This window comes from Rhizobacter terrae, assembly GCF_003852895.1.
Lineage (GTDB): Bacteria > Pseudomonadota > Gammaproteobacteria > Burkholderiales > Burkholderiaceae_C > Albitalea > Albitalea terrae.
Genome location: NZ_QUSW01000004.1, coordinates 217,186 through 233,888 on the forward strand (window position 1 = coordinate 217,186; position 16,703 = coordinate 233,888).

14 protein-coding genes and 3 tRNA genes are annotated in these 16,703 nt (G+C 65.0%); 5 read left to right on the top strand and 12 right to left on the bottom strand.

The features are described 5' to 3' along the window. The first annotated feature begins 5 nt into the window (after positions 1-5). The 4 genes from DZC73_RS15855 to DZC73_RS15870 are packed head-to-tail and all read left to right on the top strand — an operon-like array spanning position 6 to position 3,808. Entirely contained in the window at positions 6-968 is a 963-nt protein-coding gene (locus tag DZC73_RS15855) for an aliphatic sulfonate ABC transporter substrate-binding protein (protein ID WP_124541326.1), read from the top strand. Then, complete coding sequence (gene ssuD / locus DZC73_RS15860) at positions 965-2,137, top strand: FMNH2-dependent alkanesulfonate monooxygenase (RefSeq protein WP_124541327.1); 1,173 nt, start codon at positions 965-967, stop codon at positions 2,135-2,137. Before DZC73_RS15855 ends, ssuD begins: the two co-directional genes overlap by 4 nt. Before the next feature lies 1 nt (position 2,138). Continuing rightward, positions 2,139-2,915: an aliphatic sulfonate ABC transporter permease SsuC gene (ssuC, locus tag DZC73_RS15865; RefSeq protein ID WP_124541328.1), complete on the top strand. Its 777-nt coding sequence runs from the start codon at positions 2,139-2,141 to the stop codon at positions 2,913-2,915. Between the two features lie 8 nt (positions 2,916-2,923). Further along, on the top strand, positions 2,924-3,808 hold the full coding sequence (locus DZC73_RS15870; RefSeq protein ID WP_407924107.1) for an ATP-binding cassette domain-containing protein: 885 nt from the start codon (positions 2,924-2,926) through the stop codon (positions 3,806-3,808). Positions 3,809-3,820: 12 nt separating this feature from the next. Here the strand turns inward: DZC73_RS15870 and DZC73_RS15875 are convergent, their stop codons facing one another. The 4 genes from DZC73_RS15875 to DZC73_RS15890 form a co-directional block, all read right to left on the bottom strand. Beyond that, the gene (locus DZC73_RS15875) at positions 3,821-4,768 is read right to left on the bottom strand and encodes an NAD(P)H-dependent flavin oxidoreductase (protein ID WP_124541329.1); all 948 of its coding nucleotides are present in this window, start codon (positions 4,766-4,768) and stop codon (positions 3,821-3,823) included. 83 nt (positions 4,769-4,851) lie between these two features. Continuing rightward, positions 4,852-6,645 carry an acyl-CoA dehydrogenase gene (locus tag DZC73_RS15880; protein WP_124541330.1) on the bottom strand — a complete coding sequence of 598 codons (1,794 nt, stop codon included), beginning with the start codon at positions 6,643-6,645 and terminating at the stop codon, positions 4,852-4,854. Between the two features lie 85 nt (positions 6,646-6,730). Then, entirely contained in the window at positions 6,731-7,666 is a 936-nt protein-coding gene (locus DZC73_RS15885; RefSeq protein ID WP_124541331.1) for an electron transfer flavoprotein subunit alpha/FixB family protein, read from the bottom strand. 22 nt (positions 7,667-7,688) lie between these two features. After that, positions 7,689-8,438, bottom strand: a complete 750-nt coding sequence (locus DZC73_RS15890; RefSeq protein WP_124541332.1) for an electron transfer flavoprotein subunit beta/FixA family protein — start codon at positions 8,436-8,438, stop codon at positions 7,689-7,691. 192 nt (positions 8,439-8,630) lie between these two features. Here DZC73_RS15890 and murI point away from each other — a divergent pair, with 192 nt between their 5' ends. Next, complete coding sequence (gene murI / locus DZC73_RS15895; protein WP_124541333.1) at positions 8,631-9,470, top strand: glutamate racemase; 840 nt, start codon at positions 8,631-8,633, stop codon at positions 9,468-9,470. Here the strand turns inward: murI and DZC73_RS15900 are convergent. The 8 genes from DZC73_RS15900 to tig form a co-directional block, all read right to left on the bottom strand. Beyond that, entirely contained in the window at positions 9,442-9,822 is a 381-nt protein-coding gene (locus DZC73_RS15900) for a hypothetical protein (protein WP_124541334.1), read from the bottom strand. The genes murI and DZC73_RS15900 overlap by 29 nt on opposite strands. 381 nt (positions 9,823-10,203) lie before the next feature. Further along, positions 10,204-10,295, bottom strand: a tRNA-Leu gene (locus tag DZC73_RS15905). A gap of 66 nt (positions 10,296-10,361) precedes the next feature. Next, a tRNA-Cys gene (locus DZC73_RS15910) sits at positions 10,362-10,435 on the bottom strand. A gap of 106 nt (positions 10,436-10,541) precedes the next feature. Further along, a tRNA-Gly gene (locus DZC73_RS15915) sits at positions 10,542-10,617 on the bottom strand. A 134-nt stretch (positions 10,618-10,751) separates the two neighbouring features. After that, positions 10,752-13,166, bottom strand: a complete 2,415-nt coding sequence (gene lon / locus DZC73_RS15920; RefSeq protein ID WP_124541335.1) for an endopeptidase La — start codon at positions 13,164-13,166, stop codon at positions 10,752-10,754. 91 nt (positions 13,167-13,257) lie between these two features. Continuing rightward, positions 13,258-14,526: an ATP-dependent Clp protease ATP-binding subunit ClpX gene (gene clpX, locus DZC73_RS15925; protein WP_124541336.1), complete on the bottom strand. Its 1,269-nt coding sequence runs from the start codon at positions 14,524-14,526 to the stop codon at positions 13,258-13,260. A 115-nt stretch (positions 14,527-14,641) separates the two neighbouring features. Further along, positions 14,642-15,250, bottom strand: coding sequence for an ATP-dependent Clp endopeptidase proteolytic subunit ClpP (clpP, locus tag DZC73_RS15930; protein WP_124541337.1), 609 nt, complete (start codon positions 15,248-15,250; stop codon positions 14,642-14,644). 140 nt (positions 15,251-15,390) lie between these two features. Then, on the bottom strand, positions 15,391-16,698 hold the full coding sequence (gene tig / locus DZC73_RS15935; protein ID WP_124541338.1) for a trigger factor: 1,308 nt from the start codon (positions 16,696-16,698) through the stop codon (positions 15,391-15,393). Between the last annotated feature and the right edge of the window lie 5 nt (positions 16,699-16,703).

Below are 16,703 nucleotides of genomic sequence, written 5' to 3' on the forward strand. Positions count from 1 at the left end.
GCCGCATGAGCCAAGACGCCGCCATCACCCGCCGAGCCACCCTCATCGTCGCCGCCACGGCCGCATGGTGGTCGCCGCTTCGCCGTGCGCAGGCGGCCGACGCGCCCAAGGAGCTGCGCATCGGCTTCCAGAAAGGGTCCGTCAACCTGGTCTTTCTCAAGCTGCGCGGCACGCTGGAGAAGCGCCTGCCTTCCACACGGGTGAGCTGGGTGGAATTCCCGGCCGGCCCCCAACTGCTCGAGGCCTTGGCCGTGGGCAGCGTGGACTTCGGCGCCACCGGCGATTCGCCACCGGTGTTCGCGCAGGCCGCAGGCAAGGACCTTGTCTACGTCGGCGCTGAACCACCCAAGCCCGATGCATCGGCCATCCTCGTCAAGCCGGACTCGCCCATCCGAACGCTGACCGACCTCAAGGGCCGCAAGCTCGCGTTCCAACGCGGCTCCAGCGCGCACTTCCTGACCGTTCGCGCCCTGGAGAAAGCCGGCATCGCCTGGAGCGACTTCACGCCGGTGGCCCTCGCACCGGCCGAGGCCCGCGCCGCCTTCGAGCGCGGGTCGGTCGATGCCTGGGCCATCTGGGATCCGTACTTCGCCGCGGCGGAGATCGCAGGCAACACGCGCATCCTCGTCACGAGCCGCGGACTGACGAACAACAACACCGTCTACCTCGCTTCGCCCGCATTCGCCTCGCAGCCTGCAGTGTTGAAGGCCTTGTTCGAGACGATTACCGAAGCCGAGGCGTGGTCGCGCACCAACCGCAAGGAAGCCGCGCAGCAGGTGGCCGATTTCACCGGCCTGAACCTGAGCACCGTGCACCGCTTCCTGGAGCGCAGGCCTGCCGCGCCCGTCGGTCCCATCACCGCGCAGATCGTGGCCGAGCAGCAGCGCGTGGCCGATGCCTTCCACAAGCTGCAGCTCATTCCCAAGCCCATCCGCGTTTCCGACATCGTCTTGAAGAGCCCCGCATGAAGATCTTCTGGTTCATTCCCACCCACGGCGATTCGCGCTACCTCGGCACCACGCAGGGCGCGCGCGTGGCCGACTTCAACTACTTCAAGCAGATCGCCATCGCCGCCGACACGCTGGGCTACGAGGGCGTGCTGATTCCCACCGGCCGCTCCTGCGAGGACTCGTGGATCGTCGCAGCCAGTCTCATCGACGCGACGCGCCGCCTGAAATTCCTCGTCGCCCTGCGGCCCGGATTGGTACAGCCCGCCGTGTCTGCGCGCATGGCCGCCACGCTGGATCGCCTGTCGGGCGGGCGCGTGCTGGTCAACCTGGTCACCGGCGGCGATGCGGAGGAACTCGAAGGCGACGGCCTGTTCCTCGACCATGAGAAGCGCTACGAGCTGTCGGCCGAGTTCATGACCATCTGGCGCGAACTGCTGGCCCGCAGCCATGAGGGATCGAGCGTCGATTTCGAGGGCGAGCACCTGCAGGTCCGCGGCGGCAAGCTGCTCTATCCGCCGGTGCAAAAACCCTACCCCCGCGCCTTCTTCGGCGGTTCATCGGAGGCAGCGCATGAACTGGCCGCGCAGCAGCTGGACACCTACCTCACCTGGGGCGAGCCTCCGGCTGCCGTCGCGAAGAAGGTCGCCGACATCCGCGAGCGAGCTGCCCGGCATGGACGCACGCTGGACTTCGGCATTCGCCTGCACGTCATCGTCCGCGAGACGGAAGACGAAGCCTGGGCCGCGGCGCAGTCGCTGGTGTCGCACCTGGACGAAGCCACGGTCGCCGCGGCGCAGAAGAAGTTCTCGCAGATGGACTCCGTGGGACAGCGCCGCATGGCCGAGCTGCATGGCGGGCGATTCAACCCGAAGAACGTGCGCGAAGGCCTGGAGATCGCGCCCAACCTGTGGGCTGGCGTGGGCCTGGTGCGCGGCGGCGCGGGCACGGCGCTGGTGGGCAATCCGCAGCAGGTGGCCGCGCGCATCCAGGAATACGCGGCGCTGGGGCTGGAACATTTCATCCTCTCGGGCTACCCGCACCTGGAAGAAGCCCACCGCTTCGCCGAGCTGGTCTTCCCGCTGCTGCCGCTGGACACGCAGCGCAAGCTCAGCGCACCCACGCTGACCGGCCCCTTCGGCGAGCTGGTCGCCAACGGCGGCGTCACGCTGGCGCGCGCGGCGAGCTGAGATGGCGTCGAACTGGCAACGGCGCATCGCGCCCTGGCTCGTGCCGATCGGCCTCGTGGCCGCCTGGGAGCTGTCGGCACGTGCGGGCTGGTTGTCCACCCGCGTGCTGCCCGAGCCCTGGGCCGTGCTCACCGCGCTGTGGACGCTGCTCAGGTCGGGCGAGTTGTGGCAACACGTGAGCGTGAGCGCGGCGCGGGCCTTCAGCGGCCTGGCCATCGGCGGCGGACTGGGCCTCTTGCTGGGGCTGCTGACCGGCACGTTCCGCAGCGCCGAAACCCTGCTCGACTCGACCCTGCAGATGGTGCGCAACATCCCGCCGCTGGCGCTCATCCCGCTGGTGATCCTGTGGTTCGGCATCGACGAATCGGCCAAGCTCTTCCTCGTCGCGGTGGGCGTGTTCTTTCCCATCTACCTCAACACCTTCCACGGCATCCGCAGCGTCGACCGGGGGCTGATCGAGATGGCGCGCAGCTACGGCCTGTCGGGCTTCGCGCTGTACCGGCAGGTCATCCTGCCGGGCGCGCTGCCTTCCATCCTCGTGGGCCTGCGCTTCTCGCTGGGCCTGATGTGGGTGCTGCTCATCGTGGCCGAGACCGTGTCGGCGCAGGCGGGCATCGGCTACATGACGATGAATGCCCGCGAGTTCCTGCATACCGACATCGTGGTCGTGGGCATCCTGCTCTACGCCTTGCTGGGCAAGCTGGCCGACGTGGCGGCCAAGGGTCTGGAGCGGGTATGGCTGCGCTGGCACCCCGGCTACCAGGCTCAGCCCACATGAGGCGACGAATGAACACCGTGACCGAACTCGATTTCGAACCCTGGGCCGCGCGGCTGATGCGTGAGCCGCTGGGCACGTTTCGCGAGCCCATTCCATTCCCGAGAGAGCGTTCGGGCAACGGGTTGCCCATCAGCGTGGACGGCCTGGGCAAGTCCTTCGGCGATCGCCATGTGCTTCGAGATGTCCATCTGCAAGTGCGCCCTGGTGAGTTCATTGCGCTCGTGGGCCGCAGCGGCTGCGGCAAGAGCACCTTGCTCAGGCTGATCGCCGGGCTGGACGCGCCAAGCCATGGGTCCGTGCGCTTCGGTGCCGAACCCGCGGTGGACGGCATCAACCCGGACCTGCGCATCATGTTCCAGGACGCCCGGCTGCTGCCCTGGAAACGCGTGCTGGACAACGTGGCCATCGGGCTGAAGGGTCCGCACGTGCGGCGGCAAGCCCTTGAAGCGCTGGATGACGTGGGCCTGGCCGATCGCGCGCACGATTGGCCGGCGACGCTGTCAGGCGGCCAGCGTCAACGGGTGGCGTTGGCTCGTGCGCTGGTGCACCGCCCTCGCCTGCTGCTGCTGGATGAGCCCCTGGGTGCGCTGGATGCGCTGACCCGCATCGAGATGCATGCGCTGATCGAGCGACTGTGGCGCGAGCAAGGCTTCACCGCCTTGCTGGTGACGCACGACGTGGGTGAAGCCGTCGCGTTGGCCGACCGCGTGCTGTTGATCGAGGATCAGCGCCTGGCCTTCGACCAGCGCGTGCCGCTCGCGCGTCCGCGCTCACGCGGCGATGCGGCCTTCGCCGCGTTCGAGGACCGGGTGCTGCAACGTGTGCTGCAGCAGCCGGACGGCGGCGTGGCGTCGCAAGCACCGCCCGTGGCGCACTGGCGCTGGGCGATCTGAGCCTGAACTGGCCTAGGCCAGCTTCAGCGCCTGCCGCGCCTCTTCGTATTCACGCTTGAGCCGCTCCACCAGCGCGCCCGCCGGCACGACTTCCTTGATCGCGCCGATGCCCTGGCCGCAGCCCCAGATGTCCTTCCAGGCCTTCTTGGCGTCGCCGCCGAAGTTCATCGCGCTGGGGTCGCTCTCGGGCAAGGCGTCCGGGTCCAGGCCCGCGGCGCGGATGGAGCCCTTCAGGTAGTTGCCGTGCACGCCGGTGAAGAGGTTGGAGTAGACGATGTCGTCGCTGGTGCTCTCGACAATCATCTGCTTGTAGCCTTCCACCGCCCGCGCCTCCTCGGTGGCGATGAAGGCCGAGCCGATGTAGGCGAAGTCCGCCCCCATCGCACGCGCGGCCAGCACCGCCCCGCCGGTGGCGATGGAGCCGCTGAGCGCGACCGGGCCGTCAAACCAGGTTCGGATCTCCTGGATCAGCGCGAACGGGCTCTTGACGCCCGCATGGCCGCCGGCACCCGCTGCCACGGCGATGAGGCCATCCGCGCCCTTCTCGATCGCCTTCTTCGCGAAGGTGTTGTTGATGATGTCGTGCAGCACCACGCCGCCCCAGGCGTGCACCGCGTCGTTCACGTCCGTGCGCGCACCCAGCGAAGTGATGATGATGGGCACCTTGTACTTCGCGCACAGTTCCATGTCGTGCTGCAGCCGGTCATTGCTCTTGTGCACGATCTGGTTGATGGCGAACGGCGCCGCGGGCTTGTCCGGGTTCGCGCGGTTGTAGCCTGCCAGCGTCTCGGTGATCTCGGCGAGCCACTCATCGAGTTGCGATGCGGGACGCGCATTGAGCGCCGGCATCGAACCGACCACGCCTGCCTTGCACTGCTCGATCACGAGCTTGGGGTTGCTGATGATGAACAGCGGCGAGCCGATGATGGGCAGCGGCAGGTTCGCGAGGACGGGCGGCATGGGCACGGGGTGTCTCCAGGAATTCATTCGCGCACCCAGTGTGCTCGGCACACCGGATGCGGTTCAGTCACGGGCGTGACAGATCAGAACGCGTCGAGCGCCAAGGCGGTCACGCTGTCGGCGCCTTCCACGATGGCGTCCCGCGTGGCGGGAGCCTTGCTCAGCAGGTGGTCGGCGTAGAAGCGTGCGGTGGTCACCTTGGCCTTGAGGAAGGCGTTGTCGCCCTTGCCGTCGGCGAGCTGTTCTTCGGCCACGAGCAGGGCTCGCGCCATCTGCCAGCCGGCCATCACGTTGCCAGCCAGCATGAGGTACGGCACCGAGCCAGCGAAGGCGGCGTTCGGGTTCGACTTCGTGTTGGCAGCGATGAAGTCCACCACTTGCACGAAGGCCTCGCGCGCGGCCTTCAGGCGCTTGGCCATGGCGCGGGCGTCGGCGCTCTCGCGCTTTGCCAGAGCAGCTTCAGTCACTTCGATCTGCTTGGCGATGGCCTTGGCCGTCGTGCCGCCATCACGCGCCGTCTTGCGGCCCACGAGGTCGTTGGCCTGGATGGCCGTCGTGCCTTCGTAGATGGTGAGGATCTTCGCGTCGCGGTAGTACTGCGCCGCGCCGGTCTCCTCGATGAACCCCATGCCGCCGTGCACCTGCACACCCAGGCTCGTGACCTCCAGGCTCATCTCGGTGCTGTAGCCCTTCACCAGCGGCACCATGAATTCGTAGAAGGCCTGGTTCTGCTTGCGCACCTCGGCATCGGGGTGGTTGTGCGCCGCGTCGTACGCCGCGCCCGACACGATGGCCAGCGCGCGGCAGCCTTCGGTGTAGGCACGCATGGTCATCAGCATGCGCTTCACGTCGGGGTGATGGATGATGGCCGCACTGCCCGGCTGCGAGCCGTCCACCGGGCGCGACTGGATGCGCTCGCGCGCGTACTCCACCGCCTTCTGGTAGGCGCGCTCGGCCACGCCGATGCCCTGGATGCCCACCGCGTAGCGTGCGGCATTCATCATGATGAACATGTATTCGAGGCCGCGGTTCTCCTGGCCCACCAGCGTGCCGATGGCGCCCCCGTGGTCACCGAACTGCAGAACGGCCGTCGGGCTGGCCTTGATGCCCAGCTTGTGTTCGATGCTCACGCAGTGCGCGTCGTTGCGCGCGCCCAGCGAACCATCGGCATTCACCAGGAACTTGGGCACCACGAACAGGCTGATGCCCTTCACGCCCTCGGGCGCACCGGCCACGCGGGCCAGCACCAGGTGGACGATGTTGTCCGCCATGTCGTGCTCGCCGTAGGTGATGAAGATCTTGGTGCCGAAGATCTTGTAGGTGCCGTCAGGCTGAGGCTCGGCGCGCGTGCGCACCAGCGCGAGGTCGGAGCCGGCTTGCGGCTCGGTGAGGTTCATCGTGCCGGTCCACTCACCCGAGATCATCTTGGGCAGGTAGGTGGCCTTCTGCTCGTCGCTGCCGGCCGTGAGCAACGCCTCGATGGCGCCGTCGGTCAGCAGCGGACACAGCGCGAAGCTCAGGTTGGCGCTGTTGAGCATTTCGATGCAGGCCGCGGCGATCGTCTTGGGCAAGCCTTGGCCGCCGAAGTCAGTCGGGTGCTGCAGACCTTGCCAGCCGCCTTCGCCGAACTGCTTGAAGGCTTCCTTGAAGCCGGCGGTGGTGAACACCTTGCCGTCCTTCCAATACGAAGGCTGGCGGTCGCCTTCCACGTTCAGCGGGGCCACCACTTCCTCATTGAGCTTGGCCGACTCTTCCAGCACGGCCTGCGCGGTCTCGATGCCGGCATCTTCAAAGCCGGGGATCTTCGCGACTTGCTCCAGCCCTGCCAGCTCCTGCATGCAGAACAGCATGTCCTTCACGGGGGCACGGTACGTCATGTTCGGGGTCTCCAGATGCAAAAAGGGGCGCGGCCACGTGTGACGCGCCCCTTGGGGTCTCTCATCGGCAGTGACGCCGTGGGAATCAGCCGAGCGCTTGCACCAGCTCGGGCACGGCGGTGAAGAGGTCGGCTTCGAGGCCGTAGTCCGCCACGCTGAAGATCGGCGCTTCCGGATCCTTGTTGATCGCGACGATCACCTTGGAGTCCTTCATGCCGGCCAGGTGCTGGATGGCGCCCGAGATGCCCGCGGCGATGTACAGCTGAGGCGCGACGATCTTGCCCGTCTGGCCCACCTGCCAGTCGTTGGGGGCATAGCCTGCATCGACGGCAGCGCGGCTGGCACCGAGCGCGGCACCCAGCTTGTCGGCCAGGGGCGTGAGCACTTCGGTGAACTTGTCGCTGGAGCCCAGCGCGCGGCCACCGGAGACGATGATCTTCGCGGCGGTGAGTTCGGGGCGGTCGTTCTTGGCGATCTCGGAGCCCACGAAGCTGGTGCTGGTGCTGTCCGCGGTGGCGGTAACGTTCTCGACACCAGCGCTGCCGCCGGTGGAAGCCGCGGCATCGAAGCCGGTGGTGCGCACCGTCAGCACCTTCACCTTGTCCGTGCTCTGCACGGTGGCGATGGCATTGCCGGCGTAGATCGGGCGCTCGAAGGTGTCAGGGCTGACGACCTTGGTGACGTCCGACACCTGGGCCACGTCCAGCAACGCTGCGACGCGCGGCGCGACGTTCTTGCCCGCAGCGGTGGCCGGGAAGACGATGTGGCTGTAGCTGCCGGCCAGTGCCAGTACCTGCGCGGCGACGTTCTCGGCCAGGCCGTGCTCGAGACCGGCGGATTCGGCCAGCAGCACCTTGCTCACGCCGGCGATCTTGGCCGCGGCTTCGGCCGCGCCGCCAGCGTTGTGACCGGCGATCAGCACGTGCACGTCGCCGCCCAGGGCGACGGCGGCGGTGACGGTGTTCAGCGTCGCGCCCTTGATGGACGCGTTGTCGTGTTCAGCGATAACGAGGGAAGTCATGTGCGTCTCCGTGCGGCCTTGTTCAGATCACCTTGGCGTCGTTCTTGAGCTTGGACACCAGGGTCGCCACGTCGGGCACCTTGATGCCGGCGCTGCGCTTGGGCGGCTCGCTGACCTTCAGGGTCTTGATGCGCGGGGTCACGTCCACGCCGAGGTCGGCGGGCTTGACGGTGTCCAGCGGCTTCTTCTTGGCCTTCATGATGTTGGGCAGCGTGACATAGCGCGGCTCGTTCAGCCGCAGGTCGGTGGTGACCACGGCGGGCAGCTTGACCTTCACGGTCTCCAGGCCGCCGTCCACTTCACGCGTGACGTTGGCGCTGTCGCCGCTGACCTCGACCTTCGAGGCGAAGGTGGCTTGCGGCAGGTTGGCCAGCGCGGCCAGCATCTGGCCGGTCTGGTTGCAGTCGTCGTCGATGGCCTGCTTGCCCAGGATCACGAGGCCCGGCTGCTCCTTGTCGACCAGCGCCTTGAGGATCTTGGCCACGGCCAGCGGCTGCAGCTCTTCAGTGGTCTCGACCAGGATGGCGCGATCCGCACCGATGGCCATCGCAGTGCGCAGCGTTTCCTGGCACTGCGTGACGCCGCAGGAGACAGCGATCACCTCGGTGACCACGCCCTTCTCCTTCAGGCGGACCGCTTCTTCCACGGCAATCTCGTCGAACGGATTCATGCTCATCTTCACGTTCGCGATGTCCACACCGGTGCCATCGGACTTCACGCGAACCTTCACGTTGAAATCGACGACGCGCTTGACTGGTACCAGCACCTTCATTCGACGGTCTCCTGAAACGAATTGACGTTTACGTAACTTGCGAAATTCTACCGGCGGGGTCGCGCGCAACCCTGTCCGCCGGATGACAGTTTTCTTGAAAAATCGAACGATCGTACTATTTTATCCACGGCTCGCGGATAGACTTGCCTCGCAATGGACTCATCTCTCCATTTCCGCGGACCGAATGCACACATGCGCCAGCCTTGCGTAGGCGTCTTCGACTCCGGCGTGGGCGGCCTGTCGGTGCTGCGCTCGCTGAGGTCGCAGCTGGCGCAGGCGCCTTTGCTGTACGTGGCGGACTCCGCGCACGCGCCCTACGGCGAACGCTCGGATGCCTACGTACTCGATCGCTCGATGCGGATCATGGAACATTTGATGTCGCAAGGGGCGATTGGCCTTGTGATCGCGTGCAATACGGCGACGGCGGTGGCGGTCAAAGCCTTGCGCGCCCGGTGGCCGGAATTTCCGATCATCGGCGTGGAGCCGGGCATCAAGCCCGCAGTGGCCGCCAGCCGCAACGGGCGGGTGGGAGTGATGGCCACACCCAAGACGATCGCCAGCGAAAAATTCCGGAGCTTGATGAAGGCCCAGAGTGCAGGCGCCCAGATCATTGCCCAACCCTGCCCCGGCTTGGCGAGGCTCATCGAGGAAGGTGACTTGACCTCAGCGCAGATGCGACAGGCGGTGGCCCAGCACACGGCGCCGCTGCGGCAAGCCGGCGTGGACACCGTGGTGCTGGGGTGCACGCACTATCCTTTCGTGCGGCACCTGATCGAGGAAGCGATGGGGCCGGACGTGCAGATCATCGACACCGCCGATGCCGTGGCGCGCCATGCAGGGAACACGCTGCTGGGCCTCCTGCCTCGTGAAGCCCAGCCGTCGGCCGTACTTCAGACCACTGGCGACGTCCAGCGTCTGGAGGCCATTGCATCGGCCTGGTTGACGTTCCCGTGCACGGTGGAGCCCACGGGCAATGCAGCGGCGGCCAGCCCCATCGGCAACGTCAGCCTGTCACCACCGCCCCTCCCGTGAGCGTGTAGTTCGTCACCCAGTAGTGAGCCCGGCCGTTGTTGATTTGCTTGCGGATGTAACTCCACTGGCTCGACACCTGGACCCAGGTTCCATCAGTGGCGTACAGCACGCCCTCCACGCTCGTTTCAGTGACTGTTGCCGGACCACTGAACGTTTTGCCGTTGATGGTGATGTGGGCAGTCTGGTAGGTCGTGCTTGCGCCGAACGAGATTTCAGCGTTTGCATCATTGGGCACGTCGGCGCACTGGCGAGTGTTGCCGCAGGCATCGCCCCCCAGGTTGATGGTCGCAGACTGGGCGGATGCAGAGGCGACAAGGATCAAGGAGGCAATGATCGGGGTGAAGACTTTCATGATGGCTCCTAACTTGCTGGTAGTGGTACGTCAGTCCTTTCAAGGCGTCGCGGCAATGCTTTGCCGTTTCGGCCTTGGAGGTCCGCGTACATCTCGTTGCCCAGCACCCCGCGTGCCTCCTTCTTGACGAGGACAATGCGAGGCATTCGACGCAGGGGCTCTGCGAGCGAATGGAAATGCTCATGCCTGGCCAGCGGTCATGGCCTTCGTCGTTGACATCAAGGAGCAGTGAAGTTCTGGCGGAAGGCGGCTGGCGCATCTGGGCGCACGTACCGGCTGAACGCCTGGCGGTACCCGGCGTCGCGGCCAGGAACCCAACCTTGGAGGGGCACTGTGCCGGCAGCTCTTCGGTCCCACAGCGCTGCGATGAATCTTTGAATGTGGTGCCCCGGGGGGGAATCGAACCCCCACGCCGCGTGTGTTGCGGCCGCGGATTTTAAGTCCGATGCGTCTACCAATTTCGCCACCGGGGCCAGCGGCGCAGTGTATGCGCCAAAGCAAAACGCCTCGCGGGCAGAGCACGCGAGGCGTCGAAGATTTGGAGGCGCGGGCCGGAGTCGAACCGACCTACACGGATTTGCAATCCGGTGCATAACCGCTTTGCTACCGCGCCATCGAAGCGGAAGCGCATTCTCACACAACTGGCGCAAAGCCCTTCGGGTGATCAGCGTTTGACGCCCTGACATGAAAAAGGGAAGCAGCTGCTTCCCTTTTGAATCTGGAGCGGGAGACGAGTCTCGAACTCGCGACCTCAACCTTGGCAAGGTTGCGCTCTACCAACTGAGCTACTCCCGCGTCGCTTCGTTGCCTTGCAGATTCTCTCGTTTCCAAGAAAGTCTTGCTACCCAACGAAGTCTCGCATTCTATAGTGAAAAAAGGCCCGCTGTAAAGCGGGCCTCCGATTTTTTCTTCAACGACCGTTTCAGCGATCAGTGCTTGAGCGAATCGGACACCGTGGCCGGTGCTTCGGGCTTGGCCTCCACCTTGGCCGGCTCTTCTTCCGGCAACGGTTGCGGGGCCGTTTCGAGCGCCACTTCCAGCACGCGGTCGATCCACTTCACCGGCACGATCTCCAGGTGGTTCTTGACGTTCTCGGGGATGTCCTGAAGGTCCTTCACGTTCTCTTCAGGAATCATGACCGTCTTGATGCCACCACGGTGAGCTGCCAGCAGCTTTTCCTTCAAGCCGCCGATGGCCGTGACCTCCCCGCGCAGCGTGATCTCGCCGGTCATCGCCACGTCCGCACGCACGGGAATGCCCGTGAGCGCCGACACGAAGGCCGTCGTCATCGCGATGCCCGCGCTCGGCCCGTCCTTGGGCGTCGCGCCATCGGGCACGTGGATGTGGATGTCGCGCTTCTCGAAGAGCTCGTCCTTGATGCCCAGCAAGCGGGCTCGCGAACGCACCACCGATCGAGCGGCCTCGACAGACTCCTTCATCACGTCGCCCAGCGAACCGGTGCGGATGATGCTGCCCTTGCCGTTCATCACCGCGGATTCGATGGTCAGCAGGTCGCCGCCCACTTCGGTCCACGCAAGGCCGACCACCTGGCCGACCTGGTTCTTCTTCTCGGCGCGGCCGTAGTCGAACTTGCGCACGCCCAGGAAGTCGTTGAGGTTCTCGTCGGTGACGACAACCTTGCCCTCGTACTTCTTGAGCTGCAGGCCCTTGACCACCTTGCGGCAGATCTTCGAGATCTCGCGCTCCAGCGAACGCACCCCGGCTTCACGGGTGTAGTAGCGGATGATCCCGCGCACCGCGGCTTCGGTGACTTCCATCTCGTCATCGCGCACCCCGTTGTTCTTGCTCTGCTTGGGCAAGAGGTAGCGCTGGGCAATGTTGAGCTTCTCGTCTTCCGTGTAGCCCGACAGGCGGATCACTTCCATCCGGTCCAGCAGCGCCGGCGGAATGTTCATCGAGTTCGAGGTCGCGATGAACATCGTGTCCGACAGGTCGAAATCGACCTCGACGTAGTGGTCGCTGAAGGTGTGGTTCTGCTCCGGGTCCAGCACTTCAAGCAGCGCGGACGACGGGTCGCCGCGGAAATCCATGCCCAGCTTGTCGATCTCGTCAAGCAGGAACAGCGGATTGCGCGTGCCGACCTTCGACAGGCTTTGCAGCACCTTGCCCGGCATGGAGCCGATGTAGGTGCGGCGGTGACCGCGGATCTCAGCCTCGTCACGCACGCCGCCGAGGGCCATGCGAACGAACTTGCGGCCGGTGGCGCGCGCCACGGACTGCCCCAGCGAGGTCTTGCCCACACCCGGAGGCCCGACCAGGCACAGGATAGGCGCCTTGACCTTGTCGACGCGCTGCTGCACCGCGAGGTACTCGAGGATGCGGTCCTTGACCTTCTCCAGGCCGTAGTGATCCTCGTTGAGGACTTCCTCGGCATGCAGCAGGTCGTGCTTGATCTTGGTCTTCTTGCTCCAGGGCAAATTGACCAGGGTGTCGATGTAGTTGCGAACCACCGTCGCCTCGGCCGACATGGGCGACATGAGCTTCAACTTCTTCAGCTCGGCGTCGACCTTCTTGCGGGCCTCCTTGGGCATCTTGGCAGCGGTGATCTTCTTTTCCAGCTCCTCCATGTCGGCACCGTCTTCGCCGTCACCGAGTTCCTTCTGGATGGCCTTGACCTGCTCGTTCAGGTAGTACTCGCGCTGGCTCTTCTCCATCTGGCGCTTAACGCGGCCACGGATGCGCTTTTCGACCTGGAGGATGTCGACTTCATGCTCGAGCTGCTCCAGCAGCTTTTCCAGGCGCTTGTCGACCGCGAAGAGGTCGAGCACCGATTGCTTGTTCTCGAGCTTGAGCGGCAGGTGCGCGGCGATGGTGTCCGCCAGGCGGCCGGCATCGTCGATGCCTGCAATGCTCGTAAGGATTTCCGGCGGGATCTTCTTGTTCAGCTTGACGTACTGGTCGAACTGCTGCGTGACCGCGCGGCGCAAGGCCTCGATCTCGGGCTTGGTCTCGGCCTCCGGAGGAACCGGCGTGACGTCAGCGACGAAGTGCTCGCCATTGTCGGAAATGGCATGGGTGTTGGCGCGCTGGATGCCTTCGACCAGTACCTTCACCGTGCCGTCGGGCAGCTTGAGCATCTGCAGGATGCTGGAGACGCAGCCCACCTCGAACATGTCGTCGGGCTTGGGCTCGTCCTTGCCGGCGGCCTTCTGCGCGACCAGCATGATCTGCCGGCCGGCTTCCATCGCGGCTTCCAGCGCCTTGATGGACTTGGGCCGCCCCACGAACAGCGGGATGACCATGTGGGGGAACACCACCACATCGCGCAGCGGCAGAAGCGGCAGCGTGATCTTTTCGGCGGGGAGGATGGGATGTCCGGACATTGAGACCTCTCTTTCTCAGGCCTATTTAGGGCCCGAGCATTCGATTGCAAGAAGCCGGCCCACGCTCATCGGCAGGGTCCGGCACCGGACTTCACGCGCTGGCCTTGCTCTGCTCGCGGTACACGAGCAGCGGTTTCGCGTCATCTTCGATCGTGTGTTCGTCAAGAACCACCTTGGCCACGCCATCGAGCGTGGGCAAGTCGAACATGGTGTCGATCAGCGACTGTTCCATGATGGAACGCAGGCCCCGCGCGCCGGTCTTGCGTGCGAGTGCCTTGCGGGCGATGGCCGCGAGCGCCGAGGAGCGGATCTCGAGGTCCACGCCGTCCATGCTGAACAGCTTCTGGTATTGCTTGACGAGCGCGTTCTTGGGCTCGGTGAGGATCTGCACCAGGGCGTCCTCGGTCAGCTCGCCCAGCGTGGCGACCACGGGCAGGCGGCCGACCAGCTCGGGAATGAGGCCAAATTTGATGAGGTCCTCGGGCTCCACCTCGCGGAAGATCTCCGAGACGCGCTTTTCAGACTTGCCGTGAACCGTGGCCGCGAAGCCGATGCCCGACTTCTCGGAACGGTTCTGGATGACCTTCTCCAGGCCGTCGAAGGCGCCGCCACAGATGAACAGGATGTTGGTCGTGTCGATCTGCAGGAAATCCTGGTTCGGGTGCTTGCGGCCGCCTTGCGGGGGCACGGAGGCCATGGTGCCTTCGACCAGCTTGAGCAGCGCCTGCTGCACGCCTTCGCCCGACACGTCGCGGGTGATGGAGGGGTTGTCCGCCTTGCGGGAGATCTTGTCGATCTCGTCGATGTAGACGATGCCGCGCTGCGCCTTCTCGACGTCGTAGTTGCAGTTCTGCAGCAGCTTCTGGATGATGTTCTCGACGTCCTCACCCACGTAGCCGGCTTCGGTCAGCGTCGTGGCGTCGGCGATCACGAAGGGCACGTTCAAGAGCCGCGCCAGCGTCTGCGCCAGCAGCGTCTTGCCTGAGCCCGTGGGGCCGATCAGCAGGATGTTGCTCTTGGAGAGTTCCACATCCTCTTTCGAGCGGCCCATGTGCTTGAGCCGCTTGTAGTGGTTGTAGACCGCCACCGACAGCGTGCGCTTGGCCGCATCCTGGCCAATCACGTATTGGTCGAGGATGGACTTGATCTCTGTCGGGATGGGCAGGTCGGAGCGGGCTGCCTTCGCGTCGGTGCCCTCGGCGGGCACCTCGTCGCGAATGATGTCGTTGCACAGCTCGATGCACTCGTCGCAGATGAAGACGGACGGACCGGCGATCAGTTTCTTGACCTCGTGCTGGCTCTTGCCGCAGAAGGAGCAGTAGAGAACTTTCTCGCTGGAGGAGCCTTTTTTGTCGGCCATGGGAGCAGTGCGTAGGCGGGGTAAAGCTGGTTCAATGATAGTGGAAAAGAAAACGGGGCCTTGGTGGAAAGAAAGACCCCGTTTGCTGCCCAAATTCGTGCGAAACCTCCTGGTTTCAGGATCGTTTCTCGAGGACTTGGTCAATCAGCCCGTAATCCTTGGCCTCCTGGCCGGACATGAAGTAGTCGCGTTCCGAATCGTTACGAATTTTCTCGATGGGTTGGCCCGTGCGGTCCGAGAGAATCTTGTTCAGGCTTTCCCTGAGTTTCAGGATTTCCCGGGCCTGGATTTCGATGTCCGACGCCTGGCCTTGCGCGCCCCCCGACGGCTGGTGGATCATGATGCGCGAATTCGGCAGCGCGATGCGCTTGCCCTTGGCGCCGGCGGCCAGCAGGAAAGCGCCCATGCTGGCGGCCATGCCCATGCACATGGTGGACACGTCAGGCTTGACGAACTGCATGGTGTCGTAGATCGACAGGCCGGCGCTGACGCTGCCGCCCGGGCTGTTGATGTACAGGAACATGTCCTTGTCGGGGTTTTCGCTCTCCAGGAAGAGCATCTGGGCCACCACCAGGTTCGCCGTCTGGTCGTTCACCGGGCCGACCAGGAAGATGATGCGCTCGCGCAGCAGCCGCGAATAGATGTCGTAGGCGCGCTCCCCGCGACCCGACTGTTCGATGACGACGGGCACCATGCCCAGACCTTGTGTCTCCAGCGCGCTCATGTGAGTCCTTGGAAGTGAGAACGGAACAGGAAATGTTGGGCTTGATTATGTAGCCACAAGTGCACACCCGCAGAAACGAAAAAGGCACCCCGCCTCCCGGCGTGGTGCCTTTCCTTCGCGTGAAAGGCGGCGGCGTCGGATCAACCGGCCATCAGCTCGTCGAAGGCCACGGTCTTGTCGGTCACCTTGGCCTTGCTCAGCACGAATTCGGCCACGTTGTTCTCGATGACCACGGCTTCCACCTCGGCCATGCGCTGGCGGTCGCTGAGGTACCAGCGGACCACCTCGGCCGGCTTCTCGTAGCTCTGGGCCATTTCCTCGATGTGGGCCTGCAGCTGCTCGGGCTTGGCGTTCAGGTTGTTGGCGCGGACCAACTCGGCCACCACCAGACCAAGACGCACGCGCTTCTCGGCCTGGGGCTTGAAGATCTCGGCGGGGATGGGCGCGTTCTCGGCGTCCTTGATGCCACGCTTCTTCAGGTCGGCGCGGGCGTCGGCGATCATGCGCTCGGTTTCCTGGGCCACCAGGGCGTTGGGCACGTCCAGCTCGGCCACCTTCACCAGCGCGTCCATCACGGCGCCCTTGTTGCGGGCCAGAACGCGGAACTTCACTTCGCGCTCCAGGTTCTTCTTCACGTCGGCGCGCAGGCCTTCGACCGTGCCGTCCTGGATGCCCAGCGACTTGGCAAACGCCTCGTTCACTTCGGGCAGGTTCTGAGCCTCGATCTTCTTCACGGTGACGAGGAAGTCGGCTTCCTTGCCGGCCACGTCCTTGCCGTGGTAGTCGGCCGGGAAGGCCAGCGGGAAGGTCTTGGATTCGCCGGCCTTCATGCCGCGCACGGCCTTGTCGAAGGTCTCGAGCATCTGGCCTTCGCCGATCAGGAACTGGAAGTTCTCGGCCTTGCCGCCTTCGAAGGGCACGCCGTCGATCTTGCCTTCGAAGTCGATGGTGATGCGGTCGCTTTCCTGGGCGCCTTCGGCCGCGGGACGCTGGGCGAAGGTGCGGCGCTGCTTGCGCAGGATGTCGATGGTCTTGTCGATGGCGGCGTCACTCACCTCCGTGCCGATCTTCTCGACTTCGGCTGTGGCAAGGTCGCCGATCTTGACTTCCGGGTAGACCTCGAAGGTGGCGTCGAAGGTGATCTGGCCTTCGGGCGCGCCGTCCTTCTCGGTGATGCGCGGGGCACCGGCCACGCGCAGCTTGGCTTCGTTGGCGGCCTGCTGGAATGCCTGGCCGACCTTGTCGTTCATGACTTCGTACTGCACCGAGTAGCCGTAGCGCTGGGCCACCACCGACATCGGCACCTTGCCGGGACGGAAGCCGTCGGCCTTGACGGTGCGCGACAGGCGCTTCAGGCGCGACTGCACTTCGTTGTTGATGGTGTCAGCGGCGAGCGTCAGCGTGATGCGGCGTTCGAGCTTCTCGAGGGTTTCAACAGTCACGGCCATGATTC